The organism is Paenibacillus sp. P4_A7 (assembly GCF_056402455.1).
Window position 1 is genome coordinate 12,422 of the sequence record NZ_JBFUHJ010000048.1, and the last position, 14,701, is coordinate 27,122.

The window sequence follows — 14,701 nt, forward strand, 5'->3', positions numbered from 1 at the left end:
GATCTCTATGTATTATAATACCCTAATTTGACGAAAAGTTCTTCATCTCGGAAAAGAGAACTAACAGGTATCTATGACTAACTAGAGGAATAATAAGCTAAATAGATGAACTTTTTTTATCCAATATTAGTGCTATGCTATACAAGAGTTAGACCATTATACTATGAGGTTGGATGAGCTGTGTCCTATTTATCTGTAAGTACTTGGAGTTTACATCGATTAGCGGGGCCAAACAAATACGTATCATAGCCGGAGAATCAGCAGCCTTCAGATGAAATGTCTATTCAAATGTCCGCTTCCTCTCTTGTTGATTTAGCACAATATGCAGCTTCCAAGGGCGTTCAAGTTATTACGGAAAACTTCAAACCGCTTACCTCAACTGCTGAAAGCAGTCTGAAACTACTTGCTCTTACTGGTGAATCCGTCAGATTCATAACGGATTTCGGGAATTTTCACGGCGACGATAAATTTGTTGAAATCGCTGATACGGTGCCATTCAGTGTATCTGTTCACGCGAAGGCTTCCTACGATGAACAGGGTCTACCCGATGTATTGGAATTTATCTCTGGCCTCAAAGCGATTAAAGCGGCTGACTTTGATGGTGTGTATGTGCTTATCTACGACGGTCCTGGTGATATGTGGGAGGGTCTCGAACGAATTAAATCTTTAGTGAAACCTTATTTATAGAAAACGAAAAAGCTGACGTTGGTGGATCATATCCTTCGTCAACTTTTTTTTATTTTGTTCCACTATCAGTTTTGTTTACATAACTATTTTTATGTTACCCAATAGTCAAGGTGCAATCATTAATTACATAACAATTGTTATGTAATCTTTCTTTCTGAAATAATAGGTATTTTGGATGCAATGTTATTCATTGCATTTTTAAGCTGTTTATTGTCAATGTGAGTATAAATCTGAGTTGTTTCTATGCTTGCATGACCAAGCAGCTCTTGAAGCGTACGAATATCTGTACCACTGCGGATTTGCATCGTTGCAAAGGAATGTCGAAGCTTGTGACTTGATATACGTTTATCCGCCAAACCTGGCATTTCTTCCTTCAGCTGCTTGATTGTTTTATCAGCAACCGTCTGAATCATCCGGATGGAGAGTCTTCTACCGAACTGCGATACGAAGAACGGTTGCTCTTTCCCCTGCTTTGAATCTTTACGCTCAGCAAGAGCCTGGTTTAAAATCGCTTGTATAGCGTTAGGCAGCGGTATAACACGCCATTTACGCCCTTTTCCGAGAATATGTATGGATCCATCCTGCCTGAAATCTTGTATATTCATCCGATGAACTTCACCCACTCGCAAGCCCGCATACGCCATCAATAGAACAATAGCCACATTGCGGATATAGTACTTCCCATCTATCTTTTGAAGCAAGGCCTCTAGCTCATTCTCCTCCAAATAAACAGGAATTCTATTTTTCTCTTGCTTTGACTTCGCGATGAGCGTTGCCGGATTCCCTTCCAAATGCTCCATCTCTATTAACGCTTTAAAAAAAGATCGCAATGACGATAGCTTGCGATTACGTGCCTCATCCCCTGCTCCATTCACTCGACATTCGGAAAGAAATCGCATAATGTCTAATTTTGTAATGTGCTTCGTTAATGTTGGATGCACCGTGTGCAGAAAGTGATAGGTATCATTCATGTAGGCTTGATGTGTCGCTTTGGTCATTCCCTGATTTTTCATCCAAATAGAAAACAGCTCTATCTCTGTACCATAACTCTCCATAACCTCATGCTGTCTAATTTTCTATGCCGCCTCCGTCCAAGCGTAAACGGCTGTAACCATCCTTTGGCGGCGCAAGCTCGTTTCGCGGTGAAATATAGAAGAGTATAAGGGTGATTGTTATACTCTCCTATATTTTAAAAAAAGTTGAAAATGAACGCTTTGAATGTGATTAATGCCCTTCTATCATACTTKAAAAGTCCCTTACAAATCAAATTGCGTGAAATATGTATTTCACGCAATTTTTCACGACCCTATTTACTTCATATTTCACTTAAAAATGTGGCTTAATGCGTGATCTTCGCACCATAATCCGTTATATTTATGTTCACGCTATAATTTATTGGTATTTTACTAAATATGTTATCCCAGTCGTCTTTCACCTGATTCCAAACCTTCGGGTGTTGTATATTTAATAACCCACCAAAGCCGACGACATCCGTTTTGTATTTTTTTTGTATTTTTGCTAATCCTATCTTGATGACTCGCTTGACCTCTTGTTCCGCTGCTTGCTCTACTTTCTCCTTAAAAGCCGCATCAATCTTCTTATCGATTGTGAGCCAGTCTTCCATTATTCGCCCATCACATTGAATTTTCACTTCAAAAGATATTTTATCGTTATTGACATGCGAAGTTATTTTTCTCTTAATATCATCCACATCTACAGTAACTATTTTTTTCGTTTCTTCATCATTGGTTTTGACCAACCCAGCCTTACCGGCACTCAACCAATTAATTCCTAATAACTCCTCTTCATTTAAAAGTCCCCTAAACTTTTGTGTTTTTCCTTTTATAACAGCTGCACCGGAAAACTTAACTTCTCCATTGGCGGAAACAACATTTTGCAATAAATAGCTTGATCTTGTTCTCATTTCACTTATAAGCTTAGCAAACGTCATTGGAGGTAATATTTGAAGACTGCGATATCGATTCTTATTCATACTTACTAACCGAAAAGACGGAATAACCGAACTACCAGTTGCTTCTAACGTATTTCTCGCCTTTCCACTACTCATAAGTACGACACTGCTCAGCCTAATTTCGTTATCTCTCATAAAGAAATCCATAAGCTCGTTCATGCTTTGTTGCTGCGCTAACTGTTCATTAATGACGATCACTTTCAGATGATGTCCCATAGGAGGCCGTTCCAATCGAGTAGAAAACTCCCTTATCATTTGAAGAAGAGAGTCCCCCGTTTCCGTTATATTTAAGTATGGGTCTCCACCACCACTTGAGCTCCCGTCTTTACCTTCAGACTGTTTATTTACAATTTGTACGGTATATGTAATCAGATCTTTGACTGGCTGGTCAGAACCAAGCTTATTCAGCTTCTTCTCCAGCTTAGTCTCTTCTGCTACGTCAAGTCCCATTCCTACATAAATACTTAGATCTTCAATTTCATCCATACTCCAACAGCCCGTTTGAAATAATATAAGCAAGATGCTGAGACTAATTAAAAAAAAACGTATCCGATTTGAGTTTAGATTCATATTTGACTCCCTCTTCTCCATTTYGCGATCAGTAGCAATATGATAGGTATCAAACCAAACAAATACATTGAACAATTTCTAACGAACACTCCGAATCCGTATAAATCTTCAGCATTTTTTGGAATCATTGTAGTAATAAATACAAATGGCAGTAAACCAAACATACATTTGTTTAACTTCCACTTAAATATTAATGAAAGACCTAGAGCAGAAGCATAATAAGCGATCGTATACGAGGTGTAGATCTGAATGATCCAAATAACGAGCAATAAGGAGTCAAACCTTTCGAATATAAATCCTGACACTTCAAAACTGCGTACAAGGTCAAGAGTAGGCCAAGTTCGCGAGACTACTACATCAATGGACAAAGAACCGATAACCATAATGACGGTGATCAGATAAATAACAATTGGAATCATTGCACCGTAAACAACCGCCTTAACTGCACGCTTAGAATCGTTCATAAATGCCGTGAGGATTAATATGATTTCAATTCCTGTAAAAGAGAGGGTTGTAGTACTGGCACCCTTCAAAACGGGTATGATATTTTCACCCAACATAGGTCTCAGATTATTTATGTCAAAAGTTTTCAATCCCATTAAAATGACAACCAAAAAAATGACAACAGTTATCGGTAAAGCAAGTTCACAAAAACGAGCAATGGGATTTATACCGCCTGTTAATAAATATAGGCTGACCCACATAAATAACATGATAATCGCCCAGGAGGGTGTCCCTTCCAATAAGAACAAGCTGGTTACCTCGTTAAGTGCACGCAGCTGATATGCTGCTATAACCATAAAATAAACGATCATGATGAGACTCAAAAGTCCACCCATCCATTTCCCAATAATATGACGATTAAATTGATAGATCGTCTGATTCGGGTAGATTTTGGTTAAACTCGCCATAATGATGCCTGCAGTAATTGCTAGTACTCCACCAATGATGACAGAAATCCAAACATCGGGTGTCCCTACCTTTTCCACTAATAATCTTGGTAAGGTTAGTATTCCTGAACCTAACATTAAGTTCGAGATGATAACAGCCACCTGAACACCTGTAATTCGATCCTTAGCTCCGATCAAAGCAGTTGCCTCCTTCCTATAAGTTTTTATTTACCCTGTCTTTTAGGATTTTTGGTATGCATCATTTCCGGCCTTCTCTTCATCATAAATATAGGAACACGCACAATAAAATCCTTCCAATCTCTTAGACGATAAGGAACAGCCGGGCTGGCATAATCCACTCCGAAGCTTTTAAGCTTCGTGACATGTGCACCTAGCAGCAAGCAAAACATTACAACACCATATAACCCAAATGCAGCTGCGAAAAACATAGCTACAAAACGTAACATTCGCAACGCCGTACCAGCATTGTATGAGGGAATGGCAAATGAAGATAGTGCCGTAAGTGCAACCACTATAACCAGAATTGGGTTAACGATACCTGCCTGCACAGCTGCTTCCCCAATTATCAAGCCTCCTACAATACCCATCGCTGGTCCAATTGGCTTGGGAAGTCGGAGTCCTGCTTCACGTAATATTTCAATGGCAATCTCCATAATTAATGCTTCAACAAGCGAGGAAAACGGAACACCTTCTCTCGCCCCGACGATGGAAATCGCAAGCTTCGTCGGAATTAATCCAGGGTGAAAGGAAATAAAGGAAATGTACATAGCAGGAGCTAAGAGAGATACAATTGCAGAAAAGAACCGTAGTATCCGTAACAACGTCCCTGCCATCCATCGCTCATAATAATCCTCGGGAGACTGCAATAGCATACTGAAGGTTACAGGAGCGATCAGGGCAAAAGGTGTACCATCTAACAGGATGCCAACTCTCCCCTCCATCAAAGCACCCATAACTCTGTCCGGTCTTTCCGTGCTCTGCACTTGAGGAAAAGGACTTAAAAAATTATCCTCAATTAACTGTTCTACATAACCCGACTCCGGCACGTTATCAATATTAATTTTGCTAACACGCTTTCGGACCTCTTCAACTAAATCAGGGTTAGCAACATCCTTTATATAGGCAATAATCAATTCCTTCTTGGCCCGTACTCCCACTTGCATACTCATTAGAACTAAGCTCGAGTTTTCACCTTGCTTTCGCATAAGGGCTAGGTTGTCTGACAAAGATTCATTAAACCCAGCACGCGGCCCTCTGACTACGGATTCCGAAATAGGCTCTTCTATACTTCTTGTTTTCTCTTTAGAGGTACCCAAAATAATGATTTCGCTAAATCCATCAATAAGTAGAGCAGTTGAACCCTGCAGTACCTTTGGAAGCATTTCATCCATGGTTTTAGCTTCTGTTATTTGACTGATTGTCAAAACCTGATTGATTAGAAACGACTTCGTTATTGTTTCTGCTTCGCTATCAAGGGACATTAAAGCTCTTAAAATATGTTGGTCAATCAATTGATTATCGACCATTCCCGTTACAAACACGATCGCAGCTGAAATTCCGGTACTGCCAAGTGCAAACTCTCGAAGCGTTATATCGGAATGATCCTTCATCTGCTCATGAATGATCGCTATTTTCGGTAGCAATTTAGAATTCATCTCGATCACACTTCTTCCAATTTATTGAGCCATTTGAAGATGTATAAAATGAAGAGTGGAACAATAAGCGTAATTGCTGCTTCAACAAATACTTTCCAGTTTGGAATATGTTCTACTATTGCTTTAATAAACACACCACCACTCCTGATCATAAACCAATATCGATTAGTGGGTATTTTTTCCGTTAAAGGATAGAATTATTCAGCTAAATACAATGGAGTATGTTAAGGTAAATTAAGTTAAGGTTAGAAGTGTCTTTATTTTGGGGGCGATCTATTGGGGATATATAAGCACAATAAAATTCAATTAACGCTCATGTTGTTGTATCCATTAATAGTTTTATACTTAATGATCATATGCCCTTCTTTGAACTCTTGGATCGTTCCTGCCTGTATTGCATTGTTGTATTGCAGCCTATGGGGTGACCTGCGCTATTTATTCATGTCGAACTTATTAATGTGGTTAATATCGGTGCCTGTGTGGTTTTTTTTCATAGGGCAGACAAACGATGGTCGGGAACATTTCATAGCACATTTAGGAATCATATTCGTTGAATTTGTTTTCGTGGCATTACTGCCACAAATGCTATTCGTATCCGTTAGGAATTCAATTATAGAGAAGAAAATTCGAGAATCTCAAAGACGAGAATAGTCAAAAGGCCAACCAGTATACACTGGTTGACCTAGTCATACGAAGGGGTTGTCCCACAAGTGGAGTAATCTACTAATGGAACAGCCCCTTCTCTTTCTATATTATTATAATTCGGATAGTGTTACTCCTGCCGGTATAACGCTTTCCACTTGCTTACGAACTTCAACTTCATTTAGCTTTTCACCAAAAATAACGATTGTTCCTTTGTCCTCACGTGTGCGAATCAAGCGACCAATTCCTTGCCTAAGACGCAAAAGCATGTACGGCATATCCACTTCATCAAATGGTTGTGAAGCATCTTTCCGCCTCGCTGCAAATACCGGGTCGTTTGGAGGGAACGGCAAATCCCAAATAATGACCTGTGACAAGGATGGTCCTGGAATATCCAACCCTTCCCATAACGTTACCGCACAAAGTATACTCGAGACCTCCGTTTGAAATTGCTCGATTAGAAAGCTTATCTCAGCAGAGCCTTCAAATAAAAAGCGATGATTCTCGCTGCCCGAACGATGCTCCATCTCTGTTTTAAATTGCTCCAGCTGCTCCATCGAAGGGAATAGGATCAACGATCCTCCATCTGTCTGATTCAACAAACGCATCGTATGATCCACTTTCTCGATATGAGTCAACTTACTACTAGACGCAGGTAGTAGAACACTCATTTGCTGCTCATAATCGTAGGGGGACGGCACCGAGAATGATAATGAGTTCTCCACTCCTAAGATATCCATTAGATAGGCAAAAGAATGATTAACAGAAAGCGTCGCGGACGAGAATACGATCGGCATTTTACGAGAAAACACCTGCTCCTTCAGCACTTCCTTTACCCATTTCGGCATAATAACAAGAGAAATACCGTTGTTATCCTGTGTCACCCAGCTAATCGGCTTGTCTGGCCGCTTGAATAGGGACAAAGCAAACTGAATCATTTCCAAATGCTCTTCAACGATTTTTAGTTGGTACGAATCAATCGTGTATAAGCCGCCTTCGAAGACTAGCTCCTCTTCAATGACAGATAAAGCATCCTGAAGTCGATTAACCTCGCGAATAAGCTCCTCGTTCCACTCGATTTCTCTACGATCTGAAGCTGCAACCTTCATACTCTTCCTATTAATTAATTTGAACAGATGCTCACTCTGGATAATTGCGTCATCTACAGCTACTGCCGTATCCTCTCGAATCTCCTCATTCATCAGTCTCGTTACTATACTTTCGAATACAGCGTGGTTCAGCTTATAAGTTAGCGCTTGCTGGGCGGCCGTTTCAAGCAAATGGCCCTCATCAAATACAATAGAGCTATGCTCTGGAAGCAGTGGAAGTTGTCCTTCACGTTTCCTAGCTTCATAGGTCCAAACATGCTCCATATAGAAATCATGCGAACAGATAATAATATCGGCAGCCTTGCGATAATGATCGCGAGATAACGTTTGACCACAGCGATGACGTTGATCGCATACCAAACAATCCTGGAAAACATCCCAGCCTAGCTTATCCCATACTTCATCATTCAAGTTCGGATATTCCTTACGGTTTCCATAAGGATGAAAGCTTTGCATCGTTTCCGGTTTCTGAACAAAGCTTGGCAAACCTCGATAAATACTATCGAACAGCTCCGCATTGTCTTGACCCGAACGCGCATCATCTAGCTTATTCAAACAAATATATTGGTCTGCTGATTTACCTAGTCTTGCATCAATCGTTAAATCCAAATAACGCGCGAGCTTAGCAATATCACCCTCAGGCTTAACTAATTGCTCAATCAGTGATTCATCGGCGCAGGCAATTATTGCTGGTTTTCTCATATAACGCGCATAGCTGATCGCATACAGTAAATATACGAATGTTTTCCCTGTTCCAACGCCAGCTTCTGCAAAAATAATTTGCTTATCGGCATAAGCCCTCTCCAACTGGAACGCCATGTAGATTTGTTCATCTCTTATTTCGAATCCTGCTTCAGGAAGCTTTTCATAAAATACGTCTGCTATCCAGTCGCTTGCTTGTTGTATAAACGGTTGTTTTGGATCAAATTCAAAAGGATAATTGTTCACAATTACTTGCCTCCAAATAGTAGACACAAACGGCTGCGTATAATAACGCAGCCGTTTGTGAAAGTTTTGTATTCAAATCCATCTTCCTAAGAGACGGTTCATCCATACATACTAAGCATACATTCAAATATAGCATTTAACGATCTAAATAGTCAACCAATTGACCGATCTATTAATGCTTACTATAATTAACAGGTTATTCGGTGAAAGGAGCATACTGGTATGAAAAGCATTTTGCTCAGAGTTAAAAAGTCATTTCTTAAAATATCTGAAAGAAGCTTTCAAATCGCTATGATTGGATACGCACTAAAATGGCTCTTATTAGCAGGCATTGTTGGCATTTTAACGGGAAGCGCATCTGCTCTCTTCCTTTCGGGGTTAGAATGGGTTACGAATGCCCAGCTTGCCAACCAATGGTTACTTTGGCTGCTTCCTATAGGCGGAGCAGTTGTAAGCTACATATACTTTAAGGTCGGAAAAAATTCAATCAGAGGTAATAATCTTATTATAGAGCAGATTCATGAAGGAGATGGCTTTATTCCACTGCGAATGGCACCCCTGGTTTTATTTGGGACACTGGTCACCCATTTATTCGGCGGATCAGCTGGTCGTGAAGGTACAGCCGTGCAAATGGGCGGAAGCTTGTCCGACTTAGTAGGGCGAGTGTTTAAGTTAAGTCGATTAGATCGGAAAATCATCCTGATTTGTGGTATTGGCGCTGGGTTCGGCTCAATATTCGGGACACCTTTAGCTGGAGCTATTTTTGCAATAGAGGTACTTGCGATAGGCGTTATTAGCTATGAAGCACTTCTAGCCTGCTTTATCGCCAGCTATGTTGGTCATATCGTTACTAGCGCTTGGGGAATTCAGCATACTCATTTTTCAATGGGGACCATTCCGGAATTAGAAGTATTACTTATCCTTAAAGTAGTGTTCGCTGCCATCCTATTTGGATTAACAGCATTGCTCTTTACTGAGTTGACACATGCATGTAAAGCTTTGTTCACCAAATGGATTGCAAATCCTGTCTTGAAAAGCTTTATTGGAGGAACTATTATCATCGCACTCGTATATTTTCTTGGGACGCGTGACTATTTGGGACTTGGCATTCCGCTTGTTCATCAAGCTTTTCAAGAATCTGTGTCACCATTTACGTTTTTACTCAAGACGTTTTTCACTTCGATTACGCTCGGATCAGGATTTCAAGGCGGTGAAGTTACCCCACTTTTTGTAATTGGATCTACGCTTGGAAGTGCTTTGGCTGATATCCTATATGTCTCCGTGCCTTTTCTGGCTGCGATCGGATTCGTATCCGTCTTTAGCGGCGCGGCTAACACTCCAATTGCATGCTTTATAATGGGAATCGAATTATTCGGCTCTGAAGGTGCTGTTTATTTATTTATCGGGTGCCTCATTAGCTATTTATTTTCTGGTCATACGGGGATATACGGCTCACAAAAAATCGGGTTTCCGAAGTCCAGACTCAATCTGCGGACAGATCAAAATACGCTAGATGCCATTCGTGCAAATAAAAAAAAGGTCTGAATCCCATGAATGGGAATCAGACCTTTTTCACTTTAAAAGTACACCATATAAATGACAGCTGCCAGTATAATTCGATAAATCGCGAATGGTACGAGCTTAATTTTATTAATAAGCTTCAAGAAGAATCGAATGGAAATGAGTGCAAACACGAATGCGCTGATAAAACCAGCAATAAAGAATGGCAAGGAATCTAGTGTGAAGTACTGCCAATTTTTCGCTAATGACAGCATACTTGCACCCGCCATAATCGGTACTGCCATAATGAACGTAAAGTCAGCGGCAGCACGGTGGCTCATTCCAAGCAATACCCCTCCGGAAATCGTGGAGCCTGAACGAGAGAAGCCTGGCCACAGTGACAAACATTGAATAAGGCCGACTGTTAATGCCTGCTTATAAGTGATTTGATCAACCGACTCTATTTTTGGCTTCTTCGGACTAAACTTATCAGCGATAATCATAAATATAGCCCCGATGACAAGTCCTATAAGAACCGTTCCAATTGAAAATAAATACTCATCAATGTAATCCTCAAGCAATACGCCAAATACCCCAGCAGGGATAAGTCCTACAATAATGTGAGTAAGCTTAAGCTTCTTTTCTCCACTTCGTTTAACTACTTGTACTTCATTCCGCTTGAAAAACCTGCGCAACCCAAGCAATTCAATAAAGCGTTCGCGAAAAATAATTAATACCGCTAGTATGGATCCAAGTTGAATGACGATTTTGAACGTATTAGCAACGTACTTTGTTAATTCCTTTTCTGATTGAAGCCACATATCATCCACAATAATCATATGTCCTGTTGAAGAAACAGGAGCAAACTCAGTCAAGCCTTCCACCATTCCCAAAATAATCGCTTTTAAGATAGTTAAAAAATCCATACTATGAAATCTCCTTCATGTGCGTATGATAGATTCGATGAACAGTTAGATACCGCACGAATGAAATCATAACATAAATTAGCGTCGCCCACAAAAGCCACATGTTCTATTCCTTATCTAGTTCCACCTTCCTATTTCATTCATAGGAGCTCTGAATACATAGGTGAGTCGACATTTATCAGCCAAATCGTTGGCGGTAACCGCATTTTCTACATAACTCTTCAACAGCTTCTCTTCTGGAAAATCCGTCGTAGAGATTAGTCGCTCGCTCGTTCTCAATAATGTCAGAGAAATGTGTGTCATGGATATTGCCTAGATTTATAACGCCTTCTCCGTCCAAACAGCATGGAATTACGGTTCCGTCAATTAGTATACCCGCTTGATTGCGCAGTGCATGGCAAAACCCTTTACCGTCATCCTCAGGTTCTTTTAAATCTGGCCATTTGAACTCAGGATCTTGATTCAAATAAATACGGTCARCAATCTTCACGCCAGATCCGGGTATAAACTTCTCATCGATTTTATAATCGAGATTAAATTCTTTCTCTATCATTCCTAGGAGCTCACGATTTTTGTTCTTCTGCAAATTCGTTTCATTATCCATATCGAGATTCCATAGTCGGAAAGAAATGATCATTTTGGTACTTGCAATCGCTTCTCTTACGAACGCCAAAATTTCTGCCAAATAACCCTCTTTATCTTTAGAGCCGGCATGACCGTCAAAGCTGTGCAGAGAAAAATTAATTTGTCGTAGCGCTGGTTTATTAAGCAGCTTTGYTTTATTTTTCGTAATGAGTGTGCCGTTTGAGGTAATATTTACTTTAAAGCCCTTCTCATGACTAATATCGAGCAGCTGGTCAATTTTCGGATGCAGCATGGGCTCGCCCTTCACATGGAAGTAAATATAGTCCGTATGCGGTTTTATTTGATCCAATGTCTTCTTGAAATCTTCTACCTCGATAAATCCCTTCGCGCGTAAAGTAGGAGGACAAAAGCTGCAGGATAAATTGCAAATGCTTGTCGTTTCTATATAAAATTTTTTGAATTTTTTCATTTGAATTGAACCCCATTCTCTATTAGCGCAGTAAGCTTTACCCGCTACTCCATGCATCGATCGTATCTATGCTATTGCTATTATACAACGTAGAGTTAGGAAGTGCCAAAGAGGAATAACAGAATCCTTTGCTTATTCTCTCTTCTCTTCGCGTAAAGGCTTAATACCAATAGGAATTGCGTCTTCATTGGTAGGTATAAAAATAGCCTGAAAGGCTCCCTCATATCGGAAAATCTGTCCAATAATCGGATTTCGAACATCAACTATTATTTTGAAACAGTCTTCTATGTCGTCAAACCATTCAATTACCTCAGCACTGCCTGTCAACAAACGTGGAAATATAAATTGTAATCGTCCTTCATAAAAGCGCTGCTCACCAGAGCAAATCCGAATTCCACCGTTAGGCATAGCCTTCAAATCGAGGTCAACCGCCAAATGCTGTTTATTTCCTAAATAATCAACGATAACCTCTCTATCCCCGCTGTACACCATCGTAGCGTCAAAATGCCTAATCATTCRCGGAAATTTAAACTTTCGAATCCAAGTGACCGTTTCTCGGCCGTATGAATCGATATAAGCAAAGTTTTCGATAGAAAACGGAATATCCTTGCCGCCTTGCGGAAACATAATATGTCTAAATGTCCCCAGATATAAAAGGAGAGCTATTATTTTGTTGTACCAGATGTGCTTCATTATACCGTGGCCAATCGATGCCAATTGATCCTCACTTTTAAACCCAAAACGCTGCTGGATACGAGGATGAAGCTTGTAAAACTCCTCCCCTAACACTTGCTCATATATGGATCTCATATCGATACCCCCTTTTTATGGATAGGCTTAACTTTACGCTTACAACGGCTAGCCATAGGCAAATGCTGCTTCGTAAGATGGGCCGTAACACACAATACAATCATAGGTAAAGTTATGATAAGAGGATTAAATGGCTCACGAAGCATCTCTGGATTATATAAAATTGCAGGTATTAATAGAAACAAAAGTAAGGGGATTTGAACATATGTGATCCATCTTCTGCGATGAAAATAAGCAGTTAACAAGCCGAAACCAATCTCGCCAATGCCGAGCAGTATCACCATTATCTCTTCGAAGCCGGTGAACCAACCTATTTGCTGCATCAAGCTCAGCTCCCCCGCTTCTGGAAATAGCAACTTAGGTATAAGCCCCTGATAGCACCATAAAAACATTAGCATCACAACACTAAGATAGTGAATGATCGCCCTCTCCGCAACAATGGAAGGCGGGATTCGGTCCTCTAGCCATATCCGCAGCCTATCAAAGCTCCAAGCAGTTGCATACCCGAATAGTGGACGAAATAGGAAATGATCCAGTATTCGACCACCCCATCCAAACCTCGTCTTATAGTCATATAACGTACTAAATGTAACGCCTTTCTCGTTCTCCTTATATTTCCAGTAGCCTCCACCTTGCTTGATCAATGAGATCGATTGATTAGATGCAAACGATAAAGTGGAAAGCCGTTCATCTGACTTGTGCTGAAATGAGCTGCTCGTTTCTCCTGTTCCTTCTATGTTCAAACCGAATCCGATACGTGTCTGATACAAAAATAGTTGCTTATCTGAGTTGCAGCTGCGCGGTAAATAAAGAATATCTGAGAAACGAAGATCCMATTGCACATGTAAATCAGGCGTTTGTGTATGCTCCCAAAGCTCTTTAAGAGGAACTTTCATATCCATCTCAACGTAGATCAGTGCACTCTTCATTTACTTATTCTCCTCTCTCTACCGCAACAATCCCGTTTTCCAAAAAACGTTCCTTTAGGTCAGCGGATGGCAGCATGCATTGTTCCGTTTTACCGAACCAGCGATAGCGATTATTTGCTATCAAATCATAAATAACATTTCTCCAAGCAGTAGGAACAACAATAAACATATATAATAACGGCCATAATCCACCAAGCTTACGGAATACACGAAGAGCAGCATCCGATTTTGTAAAGTAACGCCCGTTTTGTACCATAACAAAAGTATCGATATCCTCCGTAGACAAATGTCCGTTTACTAGCAGTTTTTGCCCAACGATGGATTGAAGAGAGGCAAAGCGAAATGCTAATGTTCGATCACGCTTTGCAACAAATCTTGTTATTCCGTTACATAATAGGCACTTGCCATCAATTAGCAGTACAGTATAATCCTTATCACTTGAACTCTCTCGATTCATGCATCCATCCCTGCCTCTCACACTTATTTTAAACCCTATTATCGCCATCCGGCAGTTCCAACTTTCATAGAACAACATAGATAAGGGTACTACGAATCGTAGTACCCTTATTCTTTATTGAGTTCCTTTTCTTCTCTTTGAAATAAACCTCTTCGTTTCACCTTCTCAACCGCTTCCTTACTGCTGCGAACACCAAACTTCTTCAACATCTTGTTCACTTGGTTTTTCAGTGTGCTTTCTGCCTTGAACAGTTTTTTCTCTATTTGTGATTGCGTATATCCCGCTTCAATGAGTTCGTAAACCTCACGTTCCGCTCCAGTCAATTCTTTTAACTGCTCCTCACGTTTAAGCCTTGCTAGTTCCTTCAAGAGCGCATCCATCGGTGCGGAATGATAATAGACGTTCCGAATCGTTTGCGGAAGCTCTTGATAGCGTGTCTTATCTAAATAATGGATGGCACCGGCTGTAAAAGCTTTCGTCATGGACTGCTCATCAATTAGTGACGTTAGCATGATGATTTTAGCTGATGAT

Annotated in this window: 13 protein-coding genes; 2 read left to right on the forward strand and 11 right to left on the reverse strand. The window is 40.4% G+C overall.

Annotated elements, in window-relative coordinates; genetic code table 11:
• Positions 1-276: 276 nt before the first annotated feature.
• Positions 277-687 (forward strand): hypothetical protein, encoded by a 411-nt coding sequence (locus AC1DWN_RS09690; protein ID WP_477558693.1) that lies wholly within the window; start codon positions 277-279, stop codon positions 685-687.
• Between the two features lie 137 nt (positions 688-824).
• On the opposite strand, the gene AC1DWN_RS09695 is transcribed toward AC1DWN_RS09690, so the two are convergent.
• The 5 genes from AC1DWN_RS09695 to AC1DWN_RS09715 form a co-directional block, all read right to left on the reverse strand.
• Positions 825-1,742 carry a tyrosine-type recombinase/integrase gene (locus tag AC1DWN_RS09695; RefSeq protein ID WP_477558694.1) on the reverse strand — a complete coding sequence of 306 codons (918 nt, stop codon included), beginning with the start codon at positions 1,740-1,742 and terminating at the stop codon, positions 825-827.
• 284 nt (positions 1,743-2,026) lie between these two features.
• A complete protein-coding gene (locus AC1DWN_RS09700) occupies positions 2,027-3,250 on the reverse strand; it encodes a Ger(x)C family spore germination protein (protein ID WP_477558706.1) in 1,224 nt (407 codons plus the stop codon).
• Positions 3,226-4,317 carry a spore germination protein gene (locus AC1DWN_RS09705; RefSeq protein ID WP_477558695.1) on the reverse strand — a complete coding sequence of 364 codons (1,092 nt, stop codon included), beginning with the start codon at positions 4,315-4,317 and terminating at the stop codon, positions 3,226-3,228. The genes AC1DWN_RS09700 and AC1DWN_RS09705 overlap by 25 nt, the downstream gene beginning before the upstream one ends.
• 26 nt (positions 4,318-4,343) lie before the next feature.
• Positions 4,344-5,795: a spore germination protein gene (locus AC1DWN_RS09710; RefSeq protein ID WP_477558696.1), complete on the reverse strand. Its 1,452-nt coding sequence runs from the start codon at positions 5,793-5,795 to the stop codon at positions 4,344-4,346.
• Between the two features lie 755 nt (positions 5,796-6,550).
• Entirely contained in the window at positions 6,551-8,494 is a 1,944-nt protein-coding gene (locus tag AC1DWN_RS09715) for an ATP-dependent DNA helicase (protein WP_477558697.1), read from the reverse strand.
• A 222-nt stretch (positions 8,495-8,716) separates the two neighbouring features.
• Between AC1DWN_RS09715 and AC1DWN_RS09720 the strand changes: the two genes are divergently transcribed.
• Complete coding sequence (locus tag AC1DWN_RS09720) at positions 8,717-10,039, forward strand: voltage-gated chloride channel family protein (RefSeq protein WP_477558698.1); 1,323 nt, start codon at positions 8,717-8,719, stop codon at positions 10,037-10,039.
• Between the two features lie 32 nt (positions 10,040-10,071).
• Here the strand turns inward: AC1DWN_RS09720 and AC1DWN_RS09725 are convergent, their stop codons facing one another.
• The 6 genes from AC1DWN_RS09725 to AC1DWN_RS09750 form a co-directional block, all read right to left on the reverse strand.
• Positions 10,072-10,920 carry an undecaprenyl-diphosphate phosphatase gene (locus tag AC1DWN_RS09725; RefSeq protein WP_477558699.1) on the reverse strand — a complete coding sequence of 283 codons (849 nt, stop codon included), beginning with the start codon at positions 10,918-10,920 and terminating at the stop codon, positions 10,072-10,074.
• Positions 10,921-11,098: 178 nt separating this feature from the next.
• Positions 11,099-11,974 carry a radical SAM/SPASM domain-containing protein gene (locus tag AC1DWN_RS09730; protein ID WP_477558700.1) on the reverse strand — a complete coding sequence of 292 codons (876 nt, stop codon included), beginning with the start codon at positions 11,972-11,974 and terminating at the stop codon, positions 11,099-11,101.
• Positions 11,975-12,106: 132 nt separating this feature from the next.
• Positions 12,107-12,784, reverse strand: coding sequence for a DUF4166 domain-containing protein (locus tag AC1DWN_RS09735; RefSeq protein WP_477558701.1), 678 nt, complete (start codon positions 12,782-12,784; stop codon positions 12,107-12,109).
• On the reverse strand, positions 12,781-13,713 hold the full coding sequence (locus tag AC1DWN_RS09740) for a DoxX-like family protein (protein ID WP_477558702.1): 933 nt from the start codon (positions 13,711-13,713) through the stop codon (positions 12,781-12,783). Before AC1DWN_RS09740 ends, AC1DWN_RS09735 begins: the two co-directional genes overlap by 4 nt.
• Before the next feature lie 4 nt (positions 13,714-13,717).
• A complete protein-coding gene (locus tag AC1DWN_RS09745) occupies positions 13,718-14,170 on the reverse strand; it encodes a thiol-disulfide oxidoreductase DCC family protein (RefSeq protein WP_477558703.1) in 453 nt (150 codons plus the stop codon).
• Between the two features lie 107 nt (positions 14,171-14,277).
• The coding region (locus AC1DWN_RS09750) for a LuxR C-terminal-related transcriptional regulator (protein ID WP_477558704.1) at positions 14,278-14,701 on the reverse strand (424 nt) is incomplete at its 5' end.